18 protein-coding genes and 1 tRNA gene are annotated in these 20,442 nt (G+C 52.0%); 15 read left to right on the top strand and 4 right to left on the bottom strand.

The genetic code is table 11. The annotated features are described in order from the left end of the window. The first annotated feature begins 32 nt into the window (after positions 1-32). From BLQ36_RS01115 to BLQ36_RS01085, 8 genes are all read left to right on the top strand, one after another. Positions 33-485 (top strand): CtsR family transcriptional regulator, encoded by a 453-nt coding sequence (locus BLQ36_RS01115; RefSeq protein ID WP_074513580.1) that lies wholly within the window; start codon positions 33-35, stop codon positions 483-485. Between the two features lie 53 nt (positions 486-538). Next, complete coding sequence (locus BLQ36_RS01110) at positions 539-1,090, top strand: UvrB/UvrC motif-containing protein (protein ID WP_074513579.1); 552 nt, start codon at positions 539-541, stop codon at positions 1,088-1,090. Beyond that, the gene (locus BLQ36_RS01105) at positions 1,077-2,165 is read left to right on the top strand and encodes a protein arginine kinase (protein WP_074513578.1); all 1,089 of its coding nucleotides are present in this window, start codon (positions 1,077-1,079) and stop codon (positions 2,163-2,165) included. The genes BLQ36_RS01110 and BLQ36_RS01105 overlap by 14 nt, the downstream gene beginning before the upstream one ends. After that, on the top strand, positions 2,162-4,675 hold the full coding sequence (locus tag BLQ36_RS01100) for an ATP-dependent Clp protease ATP-binding subunit (protein WP_074513577.1): 2,514 nt from the start codon (positions 2,162-2,164) through the stop codon (positions 4,673-4,675). The genes BLQ36_RS01105 and BLQ36_RS01100 overlap by 4 nt, the downstream gene beginning before the upstream one ends. Beyond that, positions 4,662-4,802 (top strand): hypothetical protein, encoded by a 141-nt coding sequence (locus BLQ36_RS13360; RefSeq protein WP_180364815.1) that lies wholly within the window; start codon positions 4,662-4,664, stop codon positions 4,800-4,802. The genes BLQ36_RS01100 and BLQ36_RS13360 overlap by 14 nt, the downstream gene beginning before the upstream one ends. Before the next feature lie 18 nt (positions 4,803-4,820). Next, the gene (gene radA, locus BLQ36_RS01095) at positions 4,821-6,200 is read left to right on the top strand and encodes a DNA repair protein RadA (RefSeq protein WP_074513576.1); all 1,380 of its coding nucleotides are present in this window, start codon (positions 4,821-4,823) and stop codon (positions 6,198-6,200) included. A 100-nt stretch (positions 6,201-6,300) separates the two neighbouring features. Continuing rightward, positions 6,301-7,461, top strand: coding sequence for a D-alanyl-D-alanine carboxypeptidase family protein (locus BLQ36_RS01090; protein ID WP_074513575.1), 1,161 nt, complete (start codon positions 6,301-6,303; stop codon positions 7,459-7,461). A 119-nt stretch (positions 7,462-7,580) separates the two neighbouring features. Next, positions 7,581-7,665, top strand: a tRNA-Leu gene (locus tag BLQ36_RS01085). 297 nt (positions 7,666-7,962) lie between these two features. Here BLQ36_RS01085 and BLQ36_RS01080 read toward each other — a convergent pair. After that, complete coding sequence (locus BLQ36_RS01080; RefSeq protein WP_074513574.1) at positions 7,963-9,333, bottom strand: acetyl-CoA carboxylase biotin carboxylase subunit; 1,371 nt, start codon at positions 9,331-9,333, stop codon at positions 7,963-7,965. A gap of 243 nt (positions 9,334-9,576) precedes the next feature. On the opposite strand from BLQ36_RS01080, the gene uvrC reads away from it, so the two are divergent. The 6 genes from uvrC (at position 9,577) to tadA (ending at position 14,724) form a co-directional block, all read left to right on the top strand. Beyond that, positions 9,577-11,415, top strand: coding sequence for an excinuclease ABC subunit UvrC (gene uvrC / locus BLQ36_RS01075; RefSeq protein ID WP_074513573.1), 1,839 nt, complete (start codon positions 9,577-9,579; stop codon positions 11,413-11,415). Further along, entirely contained in the window at positions 11,415-12,278 is an 864-nt protein-coding gene (locus tag BLQ36_RS01070; RefSeq protein WP_074513572.1) for a PHP domain-containing protein, read from the top strand. Before uvrC ends, BLQ36_RS01070 begins: the two co-directional genes overlap by 1 nt. Positions 12,279-12,362: 84 nt before the next feature. Further along, positions 12,363-12,524, top strand: coding sequence for a rubredoxin (gene rd / locus BLQ36_RS01065; protein ID WP_033171277.1), 162 nt, complete (start codon positions 12,363-12,365; stop codon positions 12,522-12,524). A gap of 287 nt (positions 12,525-12,811) precedes the next feature. Next, positions 12,812-13,780, top strand: a complete 969-nt coding sequence (locus BLQ36_RS01060; protein ID WP_033171278.1) for a malate dehydrogenase — start codon at positions 12,812-12,814, stop codon at positions 13,778-13,780. 178 nt (positions 13,781-13,958) lie between these two features. Next, positions 13,959-14,246 (top strand): hypothetical protein, encoded by a 288-nt coding sequence (locus BLQ36_RS01055; protein ID WP_074513571.1) that lies wholly within the window; start codon positions 13,959-13,961, stop codon positions 14,244-14,246. Positions 14,247-14,256: 10 nt separating this feature from the next. Next, complete coding sequence (tadA, locus tag BLQ36_RS01050; protein ID WP_318260885.1) at positions 14,257-14,724, top strand: tRNA adenosine(34) deaminase TadA; 468 nt, start codon at positions 14,257-14,259, stop codon at positions 14,722-14,724. Between the two features lie 26 nt (positions 14,725-14,750). Here the strand turns inward: tadA and BLQ36_RS01045 are convergent, their stop codons facing one another. Then, on the bottom strand, positions 14,751-15,455 hold the full coding sequence (locus BLQ36_RS01045; protein ID WP_074513569.1) for a hypothetical protein: 705 nt from the start codon (positions 15,453-15,455) through the stop codon (positions 14,751-14,753). Positions 15,456-15,525: 70 nt separating this feature from the next. Here BLQ36_RS01045 and BLQ36_RS01040 point away from each other — a divergent pair, with 70 nt between their 5' ends. After that, positions 15,526-17,232 (top strand): phosphoethanolamine transferase, encoded by a 1,707-nt coding sequence (locus tag BLQ36_RS01040; protein ID WP_318260884.1) that lies wholly within the window; start codon positions 15,526-15,528, stop codon positions 17,230-17,232. Here BLQ36_RS01040 and BLQ36_RS01035 read toward each other — a convergent pair whose 3' ends face one another. After that, complete coding sequence (locus tag BLQ36_RS01035) at positions 17,233-18,807, bottom strand: amino acid ABC transporter ATP-binding/permease protein (RefSeq protein ID WP_074513567.1); 1,575 nt, start codon at positions 18,805-18,807, stop codon at positions 17,233-17,235. Continuing rightward, on the bottom strand, positions 18,804-20,435 hold the full coding sequence (gene cydD, locus BLQ36_RS01030) for a thiol reductant ABC exporter subunit CydD (protein WP_074513566.1): 1,632 nt from the start codon (positions 20,433-20,435) through the stop codon (positions 18,804-18,806). The genes BLQ36_RS01035 and cydD overlap by 4 nt, the downstream gene beginning before the upstream one ends. Positions 20,436-20,442: the final 7 nt, after the last annotated feature.

Here is a 20,442-nt window from a genome sequence, read left to right as displayed (position 1 = left end):
CAAATGGTCAATTTTTATAGAAGGTGATTATCGTGAGCAATATCGCAGATTTGATTGAAGCATATATCCTGCGGCAGCTGGCAGCACAACAGGACGGCAAAGTAGAGCTTCGGCGTACGGACATTGCCGATGAGATTTCCTGTGCGCCCTCTCAGATTAGCTATGTGCTTTCCACGCGGTTTACGCAGGACAAGGGGTTCGTGGTGGAATCCCGCCGTGGATTGGGCGGATTTATCCGCATCGTGCAGGTGCCGACGCGCAATATGGTCTATCAGGACATGCTGGATAAGATTGATAAGGATACGGAGATGCCGATGGTGCAGTCCATGGTTCATTACCTGCTCCAGCATCAGATGATTACGAACCGTGAAGCAGCGTTGATGATGCAGGTGGTGGTTTTTGCCTATCAATCGGATCATGTTACGGCTGAGGAACGGGTTCATTTGCTAAAATCCATGTTCCTAACCTTGGAGAATTTTTCCTGAACCCAAATGACAGGATTTTGAAGTAGTTTTATCATAGAAAAGAGGGATTCCGGATGTTGTGTGATGATTGTGGACGCAATGAAGCGGTAGTCCATATCACCCAGATTGGGCCGGATGGACGGATAGAAAAAAATTTATGTGAAAAATGTGCGGCTGCCTATGGAGAATTTGTTCCTTCGGCCAAACAGGGCCGAAGGGTATCCATGGACGATTTCCTCAAGGGAATCTTCAGCAATGCAGCTGAACGCGGGGAGAAACGGCCCTTGGATCAGAATCAGCTGGTATGCCCGAGCTGCGGCATGAGTTATCGTGATTTCCAGCAGACGGGGAAGATTGGCTGTGCAGAGTGCTATAATACCTTTCGCCAGCAGATTGAGCCGCTCTTGCGGCGGATTCATGGCTCCAGCGTACATCGGGGCAAAATTCCCCATCGTAGTGGTAGTGCCTTGGAAATCAAGCACGAAATTGGCCTGCTGCGGCAAAAACTCCAGGACAGCGTAGCCCGGGAGGAATACGAAAAGGCTGCCGAGTATCGGGATAGGATTCGCAGCCTGGAGCAAAAGATAGAATCCCAGGAAGGAGGCGTGGCGAATGGCAATCAATGACTTGCTTCGCAGCAATGAACTGACCTGGCTGAAAAGCGGCGGTACTGATGGTGATGTAGTAGTGGCAAGCCGCATACGCCTGGCTCGCAACCTCAAGGGGGTTCCCTTCCCAAATCGGGCGGATATGAATCAGCTTTCCCAGGTGCTGGTGGCTACGGATGAAGTGCTTCCGGAACTGGAAAAGTCCATGGGGATGCCCTTTGATCGGGTGGATGTCGAACGGTTGTCGCCCCTGCAGCGGGAGGTTTTGCTGGAAAAGCAGCTGATTACGGAAAACCTCATTAAGAACCCGCAGTATCGCGCGACCTATGTGTCCGATGACCGTTGCATCAGCATTATGGTCAATGAGGAAGACCATCTGCGCATTCAATGCTGGGCACCGGGACTGAATCTGGACCTTCCCATGAGCACGGCCTTTACCCTCGATGACCTGGTAGAATCCCGGCTGGATATGGCCTTTGATGAGAAGATGGGCTATCTCACCTCCTGCCCCACCAATCTTGGTACAGGCCTTAGAGCGTCGGTATTGTTGCATTTGCCTGGGCTGGTATTTACCCGCAATGTCAGCAGTATCATCAATATTTCCCCGCAGCTTGGGCTGGCGGTTCGCGCCTTGTACGGGGATGACAAGGAGCCAGTGGGCAGCTTGTTCCAGATTTCCAATCAGCTGACCTTAGGGTTCTCAGAGGAAGAACTCATTGCTAATCTCAAAAGTGCCGTAACGGAAATCGTGGCCCATGAACGCCGGGCGCGTAAAGCCTTAGCCCTTTATCGCAAAGAGCAGCTGGCGGATGAAGTTTGGCGGGCTTATGGTACTTTGGCATATGCACGCATGCTTTCCGAGCGTGAGGCGATGGAACTTTTATCCAAAGTCCGCTTAGGAATTGACTTGAAATTGATTCATGAGGTGAAAGCTGATTGTTATGCCGATATTCTCGTGGCTTGCCATCGCAGTTTTCTGCAGAATCTGGCGGAAAATGAGAATATGTCCAAAATCGAAATCGACCAGCTCAGAGCGCGCAAGGTAAGAGAAATACTTGGCGAGCATCGCGTGAGCTCGGAGGATGAATCATGAATTATCGAAATCACTTTACCAATCGTGCCATCAAGGCGGTGGAGTTTGCCCAATACGTGGCCCAGGATTTGCAGCAGGACTACATTGGTACGGAGCACATCCTGTTAGGGCTGCTGCATGAGCGCAATGGCGTGGCTGCCCAGGCCATGTATTCTCTAGGGCTTACCTTTGAAAAAGCCATGACCATGGTCAGCAATATGGATTCCCAGGAAGCCGAATACCCGTCGGATAATCCATACTACACCCCCCGGGCTAAACGGGTCATGGAGGGGGCGATGGAGGAGTCGCAGACCCTGGGGCACACCTATATCGGGACGGAGCATATCCTGCTGAGCCTGTTGTCGGAAACGGAAGGGGCTGCCATTGAGGTGTTGAACCGTTTGGGCATCGACCCGGACAACCTACAGGACGAAGTGCTTGAGCGCATCGATATGCCTCATCCTTCCGACGATGGCCCGCAGCTGGAAAAAGCCAATGGCAGGGGCCGCATCCGCCGGGAAGGGGGCGCGCCTTTGCTGAAAAAATACGGCCGCGACCTCAACCGCCTGGCAGAAGATGCCAAGATGGACCCGGTTATTGGCCGGGAAAAGGAAATCCAGCGGGTCATACAGATTCTTTCCCGGCGAACGAAAAATAACCCGATTCTGTTGGGAGAGCCGGGGGTAGGCAAGACGGCAATTGCAGAAGGCTTGGCCCAGCGCATTGTAGAAGGGGCCGTTCCTTATATGCTGCAGGATAAGAAAGTCATTTCCCTATCCATGGCGTCGCTGGTGGCAGGGGCAAAATACCGCGGCGAGTTTGAGGAACGGTTAAAGGGCGTCATCGAAGAGATTCACCAGTTGGGCAATATCATCCTGTTCATTGATGAAATGCATACCCTGGTGGGAGCCGGTGCTGCCGAGGGGGCACTGGATGCCGCCAATATCTTAAAACCGGCCCTTTCCCGGGGAGAGATTCAGATTATTGGCGCTACGACATTGGATGAATACAAGAAGTATCTGGAAAAGGATGCCGCCTTGTCACGGCGTTTCCAGACGGTAATGGTGGAGGAGCCATCGCCCGAGGATGCCGTGCGTATTTTGCAGGGCCTTTGCAGCAAGTACGAAGAATTTCATCGGGCGAAAATCGAAGGGGCTGCCATCGAGGCGGCGGTATATCTTTCCCATCGCTATATCACCGATCGGTTCCTGCCCGATAAGGCAATCGACCTCATGGATGAAGCGGCTTCGAAGGTGCGCATGGGAAAAGTTGCGCCCACAAGTCAGGTTCATTCCATTCGTGAGCAGCTGGATAAGCTCCATACGGAAAAGGAAGCGGCCATTGCTGCTCAGGATTACGAACGGGCAGCCAAACTGCGCGACGAGATGCAGGCGGTAAAGGAATCCTTGGATGAAGCGCGCCGCAATTGGGAGAAAAAAGACCATAACCGCATCAAAGTGACTGCTGATGATATCGCCGATGTGGTGGCCCAGTGGACGGGAGTTCCCGTCCGCCAGATTGCGGCAAAGGAATCGGAACGGCTGCTCAACATGGAGAAAATCCTCAGCCGCCGGGTCGTCGGCCAGGAAGCTGCTGTCCAAGCGGTAGCCAAGGCAATTCGGCGGGCTAGAGCCGGCCTCAAGGACCCAAAGCGTCCCATTGGCTCCTTTTTGTTTCTGGGGCCTACGGGTGTGGGCAAGACGGAACTGGCCCGGGCGTTGGCTGAGGCACTTTTTGGCAGCGAAGATGCAGTCATCCGTTTCGACATGTCCGAGTACATGGAAAAGTACAGTGTATCGAGGATGGTGGGGGCTCCTCCGGGCTACGTGGGCTATCAGGAGGGAGGCCAACTGACGGATGCTGTGCGCCGCAAGCCTTATTCGATTATTCTGCTGGATGAGATTGAAAAGGCTAACCCCGATGTGTTTAATATCCTGTTGCAAGTCCTCGACGACGGCCGCCTGACGGATGGTCAGGGCCGCACGGTGGACTTCCGCAATACGGTTATCATCATGACCTCCAATGCTGGTGCAAGTTTCCTGCGAAAACAGAATCAGGCTATGGGCTTTTCCGTCAGTGGGGATAAAGAAGAAGCCCAGCAGGCGGAAGAAAACGGTCGCAAGCGGATGCTTAGCGAGGTCAAGCGCATCTTTAAACCGGAATTTTTAAACCGCATTGATGAGATGCTGGTCTTCCATCCCCTGGGACGGAAAGAATTGGTGAAAATTGTGGATATCCTGCTCAAGGATGTAAAGAAACGCTTGCTGGAAAAGGATATCAAGATGGAAATCAGTCCTTCCGCCAAGAATAAACTGGTGGAAGCGGGAACCGACTTTAAATACGGTGCTCGCCCGTTGAAGCGTGCCCTGCAGAAGCATATCGAAGATGAAATAGCCGAGCGGTTGTTACGGCATCGGTTTAAGGCTGGGGATACCATCTGCATCCGCAAGAATGGCGATATGTTGGATTTCACCAAGAAAGAAGTGAAGAAGAAAGCAGTCAGGAGGGTGACAGTGGATGCCAAGAAATAAACTGGCACCGGCCAGCCTTACCGGGAAAATCCTCGATTTTGCAGCCAATCTCCTGTGGTCCATCGTCTGGTTGGGGCGATGGACCATTCGGTTGCTAAAACGACTGCTGAAGAATTTTTCCCATTGATGGGATTGGAGAAACTTTATGCCTAAGAAAAAGAAAACTGTATACGTCTGCCAGGATTGTGGGTATGATGCACCAAAATGGCTGGGGCGATGCCCGGGGTGCGGTGCCTGGAACACTATGGTGGAAGAAGTAGTGGCACCGGAACCTAAGGGCAGCGGTGGGCTTCGCCTGGGCCTTTCGGATGCGGTGAAGCCACAACCCATAGGGGAAGTGGAGCTGGAAGATTTGCCCCGGTTCCTGACGGGGTCAAGCGAGCTTGACCGGGTGCTGGGAGGCGGCGTCATCCCCGGTTCCATGGTGCTGATTGTCGGCGACCCAGGGGTGGGTAAATCCAGCCTGACCCTTAAAGTGTGTGCCGATGTGGCGCGCTCAGGGCGCCGGGTGCTGTATGTGACGGGGGAAGAAAGCACCCGTCAGGTACGCATGCGGGCGGATCGGCTAGGGGCAATTGCCGACAGTCTGCTGGTGGTCAGTGAGACAAATCTGGAAACCATCGAAGCCCATGTGTCCAATACCAAGCCAGACCTGCTGGTCATTGACTCAATTCAGACGATTTTTAAACCGGAAGTACAGAGTGCCCCGGGAAGTGTTTCCCAGGTGCGGGAATGTTCGGTGGAACTTTTGCGCATTGCCAAGACTAATGGCATTGCCGCCTTTGTCATCGGTCATGTGACGAAGGATGGAAATCTGGCAGGCCCCCGGGTACTGGAACACATTGTGGATACTGTCCTTTACTTTGAAGGTGAGCGCAATGCCGAGTACCGGGTACTGCGGGCCGTGAAGAACCGTTTTGGCAGTACCAATGAACTGGGGCTGTTTGAGATGCGGGATGTGGGACTGGTGGATGTTCCCGATGCGTCGAAGATGTTTTTATCGGAGCGTGAGTGTGACAGCGGTACGGTCATCATTCCTACAGTGGAGGGAACCCGGCCTCTGCTGGTAGAGCTGCAGGCACTGGTGGCGCCTACTCCTTACGTTCCGCCACGGCGGACGGCAGATTCCGTGGATATCAAAAGAATCCAGCTGCTGCTGGCGGTTTTGGAAAAGCGGGTTCATCTGCAAATCGGAGCCTGTGATGTTTACGTCAAAGTCGCTGGCGGCATTCGCATTGATGAACCGGCGGCTGATCTTGGCATCTGTGTGGCCATGGCTTCAAGTTTTGCCAATCGGTTGATTCGTCCGAAGACCATCGTGTTTGGTGAAGTAGGCCTTTCCGGGGAAGTCCGGGCGGTGGGCCAGGCTGATATCCGCATCAATGAAGCCAAACGGCTGGGCTTTGAGCATGTAATCCTGCCCATGAAGAATTACCGTCAGCTGGCCAAAGAAATAACGGGAATCAAACTCTACGGTGCTGAGACCATTGGTGATGCCTTGCGCTTAGCCATGCCAAAAGATTGAGGATTCCCTGTGCAGAACGGTTCATAAAGTGTTATAATATTAGAGCCTTCCTCTTAAATGAGTGAGGCTCTTTACTATTTTTGGGGAGGATTAGCGAGAAGTGAAAGCGTTTCGAAAAGTTATAACAGGCATAGTCATTCTGTGTCTGCTAACCATACAACTGCCGATGGCTTGGGCCCAGGGCTGTGATGAGGGGCCTAAGGTTACGGCCCAGGCGGCAATTTTGATAGAGGCCTCTACGGGGCGGGTAATCTGGGAGAAAAATGCCGATGAAGAACATTATCCAGCCAGCACTACTAAGATGATGACCGGCATTCTGGGGCTGGAGAATATCGGCCCGCGGACGGAAGTCTTTATTTCGCCTCAGGCATCGGGAACCGAGGATTGTTTTTTGGATATTCACGCTGGCGAGCGAATGACGGCTGAAGAACTTATTACCGGCATGTTGATGGTCTCGGATAACGGTGCGGCAGTGGCCGTTGCCGAGCAGGTTGATGGTAGTGTTCCGGCCTTTGCCAATCGCATGAATGCCAAGGCCAAGGAATTGGGAATGGAACATACCCATTTTGAAAATCCCAATGGGTTGCCCAATCCGAATCATCACTCCACCGTTCGTGACATGGCAAAATTAGCCAAATATGCCATGGAAAATCCGAAATTCCGTGAGATTGTCGGCACCAAAAATCGCCGAATCCAGTGGGCCTTTCCGGCGACTAAACAGTTGCAGGTGGAGAACACCAACAAACTATTGGGCAATTACAAGGGCATGACGGGAATCAAAACGGGCTGGACCAGTGCCGCAGGTGGTTGTCTAGCGGCATCGGCCAAGCGAAATGGAGTGGAACTTATCGTGGTGCTCATGAAGACCCCGACTCCCGATGACCGCTTCCGCGATGCCGAAAAAATTCTGGATTATGGTTTTAGCCATGTGACGATGGTCAAGGGAATATCCAAAGACCGTGTTGCCCAGAATGTATGGGTTAAGAATGGCAAGAAGGCTTCGACTACGGCGCATTTGGTCAGCGATATCGATTATCCGCTGATTAACAACGAGAGCCCGGAAAAATACTCGGTGTCCTATGATATTCCTCGGGTGGTGTCGGCCCCGGTAAAAGAGGGGGAAATCATCGGCAAAGCGGTCATCAAATACGATGGCAAATCGGTGGGCAGTGTGGACATCGCAGCGGGCAAAGTGAGTAAGGGGGCTAGCATTGGTTCCTGGCTTGTCGGCTTATTCGAGGGCTTGCTGGTTCGGCTATAAGGCCGTCGGCATTATTCAACCGATGTGTTGAAAGCGTACAAGGGGCAACAACAAGGAAAATTTGACGCGTCCTGTTTCTTGTGATAAAATATTTATTGTTTTGTGGAACCTTGTATTATGCGGATGTGGCGGAACTGGCAGACGCGCTGGACTTAGGATCCAGTGTCTTACGACGTGCAGGTTCGACCCCTGTCATCCGCACCACTACAGATTATAAAATCCTTCCCAGTGGGGAAGGATTTTTTGTATGGGAATATGGGAAGTTTTAAGTTGACAATAAGAGAAAAACAATATAAAATGATACCTAATAAAGAGTAACGATAATAAGGGCCCATGCCCGTTCTTATTGTTACGACATTAATCCCTCTTGAAGCCCTGCGGTGCAATACTGCAGGGTCTTTTTAATCCTATCGGTAACGTAACAAAAGAGCCGTTGACTTCATCGAGTCAACGGCTCTTAGTATCCGTGGTCTGTTACATAGGCCAGCTAGGAACAATCGCTTATGCGAAGTATTTGCCTTTGTTGTCTTCTTCCTGGGCTTCATAGACGGCGATACGGTTCTTGATGAACTGGGTATCGATATTGCCAGTGCGGAAGTAGGTATCTTTGAGGATTTTCTTGTGAAGAGATACCGTGGTTTTGACACCGTCAATGCGGAATTCCTTCAAGGCGCGCTCCATGATTTTGATGGCGTCACCGCGAGTGCGGCCATGGACGATAATCTTAGCAATCATCGAATCGTAGTAGGGTTCGATGGCAAGGCCGGCTGTCACACCGCTGTCAAAACGGACGCGGGGGCCGCTGGGTTCATGGAGGAAGGTGATATCACCCGGGGACGGCAGGAAGTTGTTGTCCGGGTCTTCGGCGTTGATACGGCACTCGATGGCATGCCCCGTAAAGGTGACGTCTTTCTGCGTGAATTCGAGGGCCTCGCCAGCAGCGATGCGAATCTGTGTGCGGACGAGGTCAATGCCCGTAACGGCTTCCGTGATGCCATGTTCGACCTGGATGCGCGGGTTGATTTCCATGAAATAGAACTCGTTGTTCGAAAGGTCCAGCAGGAACTCTACCGTACCGATGTTGGAGTAGTGGACGCTTTTAGCGGCTTTGACAGCCAGCTGGCCCACACGCTCGCGCATATCCTGGGTCAAAGCGATGGAGGGAGATTCCTCCAGCAGTTTCTGGTTGCGGCGCTGCAGGGAGCACTCACGCTCGCCGAGATGAAGGACTTCACCGTAGTTATCGGCAACAATCTGAACCTCCACGTGACGGGAACGCTCGATGTAGTGCTCGAAGTAGTATTTCGTCTTGGTAATATCCACGAGCATGGAGAGGATGTTGCGCAGGTCCTCCTCGTTGTGGGCTACGCACATGCCTTTTCCGCCGCCGCCCGATACCGGTTTTAAGATGACCGGATAGCCGACTTCTTTGGCAACTTCGATGGCCTCTTCGTTGCTGGTCAGCGGGTCGCTGCCTTTGGCCATGGGGATACCTGACGGGGCGATGGAAGCCCGGGCGATATCCTTGTCACCTACGAGGCGAATGGTTTCCGGCATAGGTCCAATCCAGGTAATACCGGCATTGGTCACCTGCTCGGCAAAATCCGCATCCTCGGAGAGGAAGCCATAGCCCGGATGGATAGCATCGGCCTGAGACTGTTTGGCAGCCGACAGCAGGGCTTCTTTGTTCAGATAACTTTCCATGGCATCAGCCGGACCTACGCAGACAGCCTGATCAGCCAGCTGGACGTGCAAAGCGTTGGCATCCGCCTCGGAGTAGACAGCGACGGTTTCGATGTCCAGCTCCTGGCAGGCACGAATAATACGAACGGCAATTTCGCCGCGGTTAGCAATAAGAATGCGTTTAAACATAGGATTACCTCCTAGATTTACAAATAGGTTTATATTATTGACGATTATTTGGTATAGTTGTAAATTAACTGGTATTAGAACCAGCTGCTAAAACAACTATGACATGAATTGTAGCACAATTTGAAAAAGGGGTCAATGATAAAGTGAAGGTATAAGCACCATGCTTGAAAAGAATAATGAATGGTGTATACAGATTCAGAGACGGATTTGTGGTAATATAGAAGAATGGAAGGAAGTGAGCGTGTGACTGATGTGGTAGAAGAAAAACTGAAGCTGTTGCCGGACAGTCCCGGCGTCTATATTATGAAGGATAATCAAGGTAAGATTATCTATGTAGGCAAGGCCGTCGTGCTCAAAAATCGCGTGCGGCAGTATTTCCAGTCCAATAAAAATCACACGCCGAAGGTCCGGGCGATGGTGTCCCATATTGCGGATTTTGAAATCATCATGACCCATACGGAAGTCGAAGCGTTGATTTTAGAATGCAATCTCATCAAGAAACACCGCCCGCGGTATAATATCAGTCTTAAAGATGACAAGACCTATCCCTATGTGAAGGTCACGGTGCAGGAGAAGTTTCCCCGGGTGTTCATCACGCGGCGGGTTTTAAAAGATGGGGCTCGTTATTTCGGTCCCTATACGAATGCGACGGCTGTTCACGAGAGTTTAAAGCTTTTGCGGCGGCTGTTTCCGCTTAGAACCTGCAAACATCTTCAGGAGCGTCCCTGTCTCGAATATCATATCAAGCGCTGTTTGGCCCCCTGTGCCGGCAAAGTTGAAAAGGCCGAATACGATGGGATGATTCGGGCGGTGCTGCTGTTCTTGGAGGGACGGACGGAAGAAGTCGAAAAGGAATTGCAATACCGTATGGAGGCGGCAGCCGGGGCTTATCATTTCGAGATAGCTGCCCGGCTGCGGGACCAATTGCTGGCCGTCCGCAAAATTGCGGAAAAACAGAATATCGTAACAGGTTCCGGTGACCAGGATGCAGTAGGAATGGCACGGTCAGAAATCGGTGTTGTGGTACAGATTTTCTTTATTCGCGCCGGCAAAATGATCGGTCGGGAACATTTCCTGCTGCGGGGGAGTGAAGAGGAAAGCGATGAGGCAATCCTTACGGCCTTCTTGCAGCAGTATTACCATCGGGCCGCCTTTATTCCGCGGGAAGTGCTGCTGCCCCGGGAACTACCCGACGAAGAGCGGCAGCTCATGGAGGCCTGGTTGTCAGAGAAGAAAAAGCGAGCCAAGGTACAGTTGATTTGTCCCCAGCGTGGCACGAAACACGATATCGTGGTTATGGCGGCAGGCAATGCCGCCAAATATTTGCAGGACGAAGCGGCACGGATCAAGCAGGCAAATGACCAGACCCGCGGGGCTGTGGAGGAGCTGGGGCGTTATTTGGGGCTGAAACAGCCGCCGGAGCGCATGGAGTGCTTTGATATTTCCCACATCCAGGGAAGTGAGACTGTGGCATCCATGGTGGTATTTGAAGGCGGGTTGCCGAAAAAATCCGATTACCGCCGGTTTAAGATTAAGAGTACCGAGGGCAAGCCCGATGATTTTCTGTCCATGCGGGAGGTAACCACCAGACGCTATGTGGGACTTCCCAAAGAAGAGCTGCCTGACCTTATCGTCATCGATGGTGGCAAGGGGCAGCTTTCATCGGCGCTGGAAATCATCCGCCAGCAGGCCGGTCATAAAGAAGTACCGGTGGTGGGCTTGGCCAAGCAGTTTGAGTTGGTGTTCCGGGAAGGGGAATCTGAGCCAGTGGTTTTGCCACGACACAGCCAGGCGCTGTATCTCATCCAGCGCATTCGTGATGAGGCCCATCGTTTTGCCATTACCTATCACCGGAAATTGCGCGGCAAGCGCAATCTGGTTTCGGTTTTGGACCATATTGTGGGAATTGGCCCCAAGCGCCGACAGGCATTGTGGTCTCACTTTGGCACCTTGGCGAAAATCAAGGCGGCCAGTGTAGAAGAATTAGCCGAAGTGGAGGGCATGAATCGGCCATCGGCAGAGGCAGTCTATAATTTTTTCTCAGCCCAGGAAAAGTTTCGAGGAAAGGATAAAGAAACATAATGAAGATAGTGGATTTACATGTTCATTCCAGAGTATCGGATGGCAGTTTTCGTCCGGAAGAGTTAGCTAAGGAGGCGAAAAAATGCGGTTTGTCGGCTTTTACCTTGACTGATCATGACAACATTGCCGGCAACGATGAAGCTGCGGCAGCCGCCAAACGGGAGGGAATTGAGTTCATCAATGGCATGGAACTGACGGCAGAATATAGCGGCCGCAAGATTCATATCGTCTGCATGGGTTTTGACCCCAATCATCCGTCGTTTCAGCTGATTTATCAGCGGATTCGTTCCATCAAGGAGGGGCGGATTCCGGAGATGATTGATTTCGTAGCCCATAAAGGCGTGGATATATCGTTGGACAAGGTAAAGAAATTTGCCCAGGGACGTTCTGTTGACCGGTATGCAATCATGCGGTATTTGGTTTCCCTGCACTTGTATGACCGGGCGCAGCCTCTCTGGGACAATTATCTTGACCCTGCTGCAGCAGCGCTGGGACTGGATGTGAACATCACTGCCGAAGAAGCACTGCCCCGGATACAGGAAGCGGGGGGCGTGACGTCGCTGGCCCATTTCCATAAAGATATCGGCCTTAAGGGACTTACACGCAAGGAGCAGGAGACTGCTATCCTGCATTTGCACAGCATGGGACTAAATGGTATGGAACGCTTCTATCCCAATTATTCCGAGGACGATGCTGCTTTTGCCGGCTATATGATCGAAAAATATGATTTGATGCCTACGGGGGGCACGGATTTTCATGGGGAAAACCGTCCGGATGTTGCCATGGGGACTGGCATCAATGGCAACATGGCAGTGCCCTATGATTTCTTTGCCGGTGTAAAACGACGCTGTGGCAGAATTTAATTTTTCCCTGGCAGGATTTCATTTTGACCAAGGCGAAACCTTCCTAATAGAGACGATTCTATTTATATTGTTAGGAGGGGCATTATGAAAACTTGGGTTTGTACGGTTTGTGGCTGGATTTACGATGAAGAAAAGGGAGACCCGGATTACGATTTGGCGCCAGGTGTACCCTTCGAAGAGCTGCCGGATGATTTTGTTTGCCCACTCTGCGGAGTTGGTAAAGAGGACTTTGAAGAACAGTCCTGAGGTGATAGACTTTAGTGGCTTTTGCCCACTGTTGACGGGAAAGAGACCCTATTTAGAAAGGGGTCTCTTTTGTTGTCTGACTACTTATTAGCAGGTCTTAAAAATATAATCTTAATTTATGATAAAATAAAAAAACTAAAGGAAAAAGATTGATTTTTACAACCGACTTTGTTATAATTTACACGTAATGAATCATAAGTGTGATTCATGATAAAAGGCATTCCGAAAGCGGTTTCTGTTATGGTAAAAGAACAGGCCGTTTTCAAATTATAAGGAGGCAATTTATTATGAAAGTAACAGTTGTTGGTGCAGGTAACGTAGGTGCTACCGTTGCAAATGTTCTCGCAGTCAAGAATTTCTGCAGCGAGGTTATGCTCGTGGATATCAAGAAAGGTTTTGCCGAAGGCAAAGCTATGGATATCATGCAGACGGCTCATATGCTGAACTTTGATTCGACGGTTGTCGGTGTAACGGCTGAAATCGGGGATGAGAACGGCTATGCTCCGACGGCTGGTTCTGATGTAGTTGTCATCACTTCTGGCATGCCGCGTAAACCGGGCATGACTCGTGAAGAGCTTATCGGTGTCAACGCTAAAATCGTAAAGAGCGTTGTAGACCAGGCTGTCAAATATTCTCCGAATGCCATCTTCATCATTATTTCCAACCCGATGGATACGATGACCTTCCTGACTCTTAAAGATTCCAAACTGCCGCGCAACCGCGTCATTGGCCAGGGCGGTATGCTCGACAGCAGCCGTTTCCGTTATTTCCTGTCCAAGGCTCTGCAGGAAGCAGGCTATCCGGCTACGCCGACGGATATCGATGGCATGGTTATTGGTGGTCACAGCGACAAGACCATGGTCCCACTTACGAGCATTGCTACGTATCGCGGCATTCCGGTTACGAATTTCCTCTCCAAAGAGCAGCTGGATGATGCCGTTGCTCAGACGAAGGTTGGCGGTGCTACGCTGACGGGGCTTCTCGGAACTTCCGCTTGGTATGCTCCGGGTGCTGCTGCTGCCGCTATGGTTGAGGCTATTGCCCTCGATTCCAAGAAACTCATGCCGTGCTGCGTATACCTTGACGGCGAATACGGCGAGAAAGACCTCTGCATCGGTGTTCCGGTCGTCCTCGGCAAAAACGGTATGGAAAAGATTGTCGAGTATAAACTCGAAGGCGATGAGAAAGCTAAGTTCGATGAGAGCGTAGCTGCTGCCCGCAACACCAATTCCAAACTGGGCGACGCTCTGAAATAAGTTTTGTGTTGCTGAGTTGCCATAGTAAGTGAGATAGAAAGAGCTTGTACGTTGGTACAGGCTCTTTTTTTATAAAAAGTAGGTCAAAAGACTTAATTTTTATCGTCAAGTTGACGATATATAAAATGTAGGGTAATATTGATTGCATTAGCAGAAATGCACCGAGGAGGTGTTTACTGTGGTAGACCGTATTGAGCGAGTATCCGCTTTAAAACCTGTTGAGTCAGGAATTGGCAAGTTCTTCGAGCGCAAGGAAGGATATGAGGACCATCCCAAGAACAAAAAGCAGTTTGCGGAGATTCTCAACCATGAGATGGAAAAAGAGGCACGCCCGGATAACGAAGCAGGGCCGGGAGTACCGAATGCCTATCGATTGGAGTTGAGGGCTCGGCCAACACAGTCGCTGTTTTATCAAAGTGATGTAGATCTTAGCAAAGCAGAAGGGAAGATACACGACGCTGGATGACGAGAAGTATATGAGACTGGCGCTGGAAGAGGCCCAGTTGGCCTATGATAAGGAAGAGGTGCCTATCGGAGCCGTGCTTGTGGATGAGAACGGCTCTGTGGTGGCCCGGGGACATAACATGCGGGAAACTTGGCATGATGCTACGGCCCATGCTGAGCTCATTGCGATTCAGGAGTGTTGCAAGAAATTAGGCCGTTGGCGTTTATCGGGGCTGACTCTCTATGTGACGATTGAGCCGTGTCCCATGTGTGCCGGAGCAATTGTCATGAGCCGGGTAGATCGGGTGGTCTATGGCAGTACTGATGCCAAGGCCGGCGCTTGTGAATCGGTATTTAACATCCCTGGCAATCCCACGCTGAATCACCGTCCGGAGATTACGGCAGGAGTCCTGCAGCAGGAATGCGCCGATATTATGAAGCGATTCTTCAAGATGCGCCGCGAGCAGCGTAAGGCAGCAAAAAAACAGCCTTCTCAGTAGGGAAGGCTGTTTTTGCTTGTTATGGTTTAGATGTCCCAGTGTAGTTTTTCTGGGTTAGGGGTGGCTTTATCGACTTCGCTGAGAATCCAGGAAGCGTTGTCGTGGGTGGCGGCGAAGGCCGTTTCCAGGCCCGCTTCGTACTGGGCCGGAATTTCCATGGAGTGAATGGCCATGTGCATGTAATCCTTGGCCACCAGCGTAACGCCGCGTTCTGCAGATAGCTGGGCTTTGAAGCGGTAGCCGTAGTAGAGATAGCTGTTGTGTTCCACGGGAATATCCTTGTAGAAATCGATGCGTTCATCGGCTTCGGCTTCGGCTTCTTTGGTCATGCCCATTTTATGGAGCAGATTCCAACGGTCCGCCCAAAGCTCGCCGCGCAGAATGTATTTGTAAAGGAAATCCGTGGATTCAGCCAGCTCGATGGCCTGATTGATGTGCGTGAGAGCCTCATCGTTTTGCTTCTGGTCCCGTTCCATGAGGCTGAGGCGCTGGAGGGCATAAACTTTTTCCTCGACATCCTCCGCATTTTCCTCGTCGATTTCTGCTTCCACGACGCTGTGGAAGAGCTCTAAGGCTTCTTCCGTCTTGTCGATTCCCTTCATGGCCAGAAAATGAGCCAGCCGGGCTCGGGCATGCCAATTGTCCATGCCGCCGACAAAGAGGGAATGAGGCGGTTTGGCTGGAGTTTCCATTACGAAGTGGACTAATTTATGAAATTCATCTTGTGTCATGAAATTTTCCTCCCATATCATGATATAATAATGACATTATATCATGAATTTCGCAGTGGGGGGCTTTTTTGTGCGTGGGAAGGCATTTTTCCTAAAGGTATGGGCGCGGATGCAGCAGGCAGTAGAGTTGCAGACGGGAGTCATACTGGGGATTTTTGGCTTGAATTTCTTTTCGATTGTTTGGCAGAACATCCATATGTATAAGGCACAGCAGCTGCCGGTATTGGCGATTGATGCGATTTTTCTGCTGGCAGGTGTGGTGCTCTTTGTCATGGGAATTGGGCTGATTCCCCAGCGAAAGCTGCGCTGGGGCCTTTGGCAGGCTGCGCTGGTGGTGTCGGCAATTTTGGGAGCACTGGAGTGTTTTTCCATTTATAATTATCAGACCCTGGTGGGGGCGGGAATCATCACGGCGCTTTTGCAGACGAATTTCCACGAGGCCGGGGAGTTCTTGCGGATGTATGTCGGCTGGAAGGGGGCAGCTGTTGGCGTTGGTGCCCTGACTTTTTTGGCCGCTATTTATCGCTATGGATATCAGCCACGGTTTACCGTTATGACCCGTCATAACCGGAACCGGCTGTTGCCAGCTTTTTTGTTGGCGGGGCTGGGGGCTGGCATTTGCCTTTGGCAGCAGTACCACTCCTTTGTCATCAACGATTCGCTGGATATTCCCGCAGTGCGGGTGGGACGGGCTATTGATACCTCCGTGCGGAATATTCAGGCCTTTGAGGAACTCAAGCAGCAGGCTGCCGCCGATGTGGAAATCACGGAAAACGACAGTGATGTTCCGTATGTGGTGTTTATATTGGGGGAGTCGACCAATCGCGACCGGCTGCATCTTTATGGCTATCCCCTTGACAATACGCCAAACCTTGACGAGCTAAGCCGCCAGGGGGAGCTGGCGGTATTTCGCGATACCATCAGCCCCCAGGGGGCTACCGTCGCCGTGCTGCGGGAGCTCTTTACCTTCCACGATGTGGAATCCGATAAGGAATGGTATCGGTACAACAATCTCATCGATGTCATGCGGGCTGCTGGCTATAAGACTTATTGGCTTTCCAATCAGGAAAGTTCGGGTATTTGGGGAAATGTGGCGCAGCTCTTTGCTGGCCGAAGCGATGTAAAGCGTTTTACCCAGCTGCGGGAGTCCCACGAAGACGGCGGGCGGCTGGATGAGGAGCTCTTCCCTCTAGTGGATGAAGCCTTGCAGCAGCCAGCGGAAAAGAATTTCTACGTGCTGCATCTCATGGGAGGGCATGGCCTTTATTACATGCGCTTCCCGTATCTCTTCACGAAATTTACCAAGGATGATATTCCCGCGCCACAAAAAGACTTGTCCGAAGAAAAGCGCACGGAAATAGCTCAGTATGAAAATGCTATGTTTTACAATGACTTTGTGGTAAGCTCCCTGTTGGGAAAATTCCAAGACAAGGAAGCCATTGTGATTTATTTGCCAGACCATGGGGAGACCATCTACGACAACGGCAGCAATTTTGCCGGGCATGTGGAGGAAAATCCGAACCATCAGCAGCTAGAGGTTCCGTTGATATTCTGGGCATCGCCAAAATACCGGGAAAAGCATCCGCAAAAATGGCAGGCAGTTTGCGCGGCAGTCAATCGTCCCTATATGACCGATGATATGATTCATACGATTATGGACTTGTTGGGAATCCGTACGGCAGAGTTCAATCCGGCCAAAAGCGTGATAAACCCGAAGTTTGACGGGGGGCGCAAGCGTATTGTCCGCGGCAAAAATTACGATACAGAAATGAAATAGTTAAAGATGGATAACCTGCTTCATCCTGGCAGCAGCCGGTGAATCATGGGTAATGAGCAACAGCGTCCGTTGCTGCTTATCAAGCTCTATGAGGAGCTCGGTAAGCAGTGCGGAGGCTGTTTTTTTGTCCAGGCCGGCCGTTGGTTCATCGAGAATTAAAAGTTCGCCAGGTTTCGCCAGGGCTAGGGCAGTGAGCAGGCGGTTTCGCTGGCCGCCAGAGAGATTTTGGGCGTTCGCTGTAAGGCAGGTGTCAAGTCCGGCAGGTTGATTCGTAAGCCAGCGGTCAAGTTTGGAAATCCGCAGGCAGCGAAGAATGGCTGCATCGGAAATCCCGGGGATGAGGCGCTGAAAGTTGTCACGGATGGTGCCGGTGAAGAGAAAAGAGGTTTGAAGGTTGGCTGATATTTGACCGGTCAGATAGATAGAACCACTATCGGCGGGCCAAAAGCCGCAGATAAGTCCGGCCAGCGTGGTCTTGCCCGAACCGCTGTCGCCTACGATGGCGGTGTGCTGGCCGTGAGCTATGCGGAAGGAAAGGCCCTGGAGAATGGGAATCGCTGGCTGATAGCCAAAATCTACCTGTTGAATTGTCAGCAGGGAATTTGACTTGTCAATGGGAGCGGTGGATTCTACTGGTGTTTGAGGGAGAGGCTTGGTTAAAATTACTTGGGCGGCTTGTTGGCTTCGTTGGATGGTGCGGGCGGCCTTAGCTAGTGGCTGCAGTTCTTGCATCGCTGCCAAAAGTATCATCAGCCAGAGAGAAAGGTCAATAAAGCTTAAGGAAGCGTTATGCAGGACGCATTGAGCAAGGCCAGCCAATAACAGCAGAAAGACAAGGACATCGAGCAGCTGGAGCAGAAAATCGGTGCGGTAATCTTTGGCCGATTCCTGCTGTTGCTGCAGGTTCAAGGATTTTGCCTGCTGGTCTAAATGGGGAAGGAAGGCAGCCCAGCTGCCTGCGGCAGCGAGCTCGTCGCGGCCGTTTACCGAATCGGACAGTAGGGTCCGATAAGTACCGGCAGTTGGTGCCGGGAGAACTGCTGCCCAATAGGGGAGCAGCAGGTGAAGGAGAAAGAGCGGCAGGAGAAGTAGCGCCAGTTTGCCCACCAGTGGATAAAGGCCGGCGCTGATGGCGATGAGCAGCAGCAGGGTGATGAGGGGCGGCAGCAGACCGCGCAGGTAGAAATCCCGCAAAGTGCCGCATCCGGTGGTGAGGGCCTGCAGCCACTGCCCTTGGGCGATCAGTCCTTCGCGCAGGGGCAGGGCAGCAGCCGCCCGGTCGTAGAGGAATAGTTGCAGTTTGGTGAAGCTGTGAAAGGCCAGCTTATGGGAAAGATAGCGTTCCAGGTACCGGAACCCGGCCCGGCCAATACCAAAGGTGCGAACGGCGGTGATGGCAAGGGTAAGCGTGGCTAGAGGCGGATGCAGGGCGGCGGAGGAAATAAGCCAGGCGGCAGTCCCCATAAGGCCAATGGCGCAGATAGCGGCAGCAAGGGCGGCCAGGGTGGAGGACAGCAAGGTGGTGAACCGTGGCAGTTTCACGAGCTTAGGCAGAAAGGATGGATGGGAAATCATAGCGGGTCACCTCCTGGTTCTAGTTCGACGATGGTATCGGCAATGTCTTTGACTGACGGGCGATGGGAGACGATAATTACCGTTCGATGGCGGGAAAAGACCGTGATGGCACGTAAGACTTGGGCTTCTAGGGCTTCATCCATGCCAGCTGTAGGTTCATCGAGGAGCGTAATGGGACGGTTTTGCAGCAGGGCTCTGGCCAGTCCCAGGCGCTTGCGCTGGCCCTCTGAAAGGGGAAGCCCGCCTTGGCCCAGGGGGGTATCGAGGCCCTGGGGCAGGGCGTGATACCATTTTTCCAGTGAGGCGAGCCGCAGTGCCTGCCGAATGCGTTCATCGGGAATGGATTGAAACAGGCAGGTATTATCCCGCAGGTTGGCGGCAAAGAGATGAGGTTCCTGGGGAACGTAGGCAATCAGTTTTTGACGGCTTGCTTCTGCCATGGTGGCAAGAGGGTGGTCGTTCAAGGATATGGTGCCGGAATCCGGCTGGCATAGTCCGGCCAGGAGTTTTAGCAGGGTGGTTTTTCCACTGCCACTGGAACCGGTAATCAGGGTAATTCTGTCTGCGGGAATGGTGAGGGTCAGCTGCTGGATAACAGCTGTGGGGGTACCTGGATAGCGGTAGCACAGCGCGTCGAGGAATACCGCCGGTGGTATCTGTAGTTGCTCCAAGTGACCGGTGGGGGAAGCTAGGACGCCATCAAACAGGATATCCTGTAATTTTTGCCAGGCCGTATGTGCATCCATAAAGGCGTGGAAGGCAAGGCCCCCCTGCCGCAGGGGTTCATAAAATTTTGGCGCCAGCAGCAGTACGAAAAAAGCTGTGGCAAAGGACAGGCCGTCCGAAAGCAGCCGCAGGCCAGTACTTACCGCAATAAGGGCAATGGATAAGGTGGTGATGAGTTCGAGGGCAAAGGAACTGACAAAGGCGAGCTGCAATACCGTTAGGGAGGCCGTGGCAAAGGACTGGCTAAGGGAAGCCAGTTGTTCTCGCTGGTGACGGTCCTGCCGGAAAAGCTTTAGCATCACCATGCCCTGCAGCAGTTCATGAAAACCGCTAGTCAAGGCTTCTAAGTGATGCCATTCCCGCTGGCTGGCTTTTTTCGTTGCCTGGCCGATGAGATAGAGCAAAAATGGAGCAATGGGCAGAGTGAGAGCAAATAGGAGGGCGGTGAGTGGGTCAATGACCAGCATGGCCGTAAGCAGAAGCGGCAGGCGTATCAAAAGGGCAGTCAATAGGGGAAGTATTTTGGTATATAGATTATCCAGGGCATCAACAGTTTCTAAGGCTAGCAGGGAATAGTCCCGGGGGGCAGTTGGCGAGCAGGGCAGTCGTTGATGAAGGAGCTGGCGGTAGTGTTCCCGCATGTCCGCCGAAATTTTTTTCCAGAAAGTCTGCTGCCGATAGTTTATCCCCGTCTGCAGGCAGAGCATAAGAAACAGCGCCAGTAGAACTGGCGCCGTTTCGGCTATGTGGGTGATGTCTTTGGTATAAAAATGGTTCAAAAGCCCGGTGAAATCCTTGGCAATGGCCAGAATGAGCAGGCTGGTTGCCAGCTCATAGCCGGCTGGGATTACGAAGGTTTTCTTGGGCAGCTGCACAAGCTGCTTTAGCAGTTGGTTGGTCATAATTCGT

It is taken from the genome of Selenomonas sp. WCT3, assembly GCA_900100835.1.
GTDB lineage: Bacteria > Bacillota > Negativicutes > Selenomonadales > Selenomonadaceae > Selenomonas_A > Selenomonas_A ruminantium_E.
Note: the sequence above shows the minus strand (reverse complement) of the source record. Positions and strands in the feature narration are given on the sequence as shown.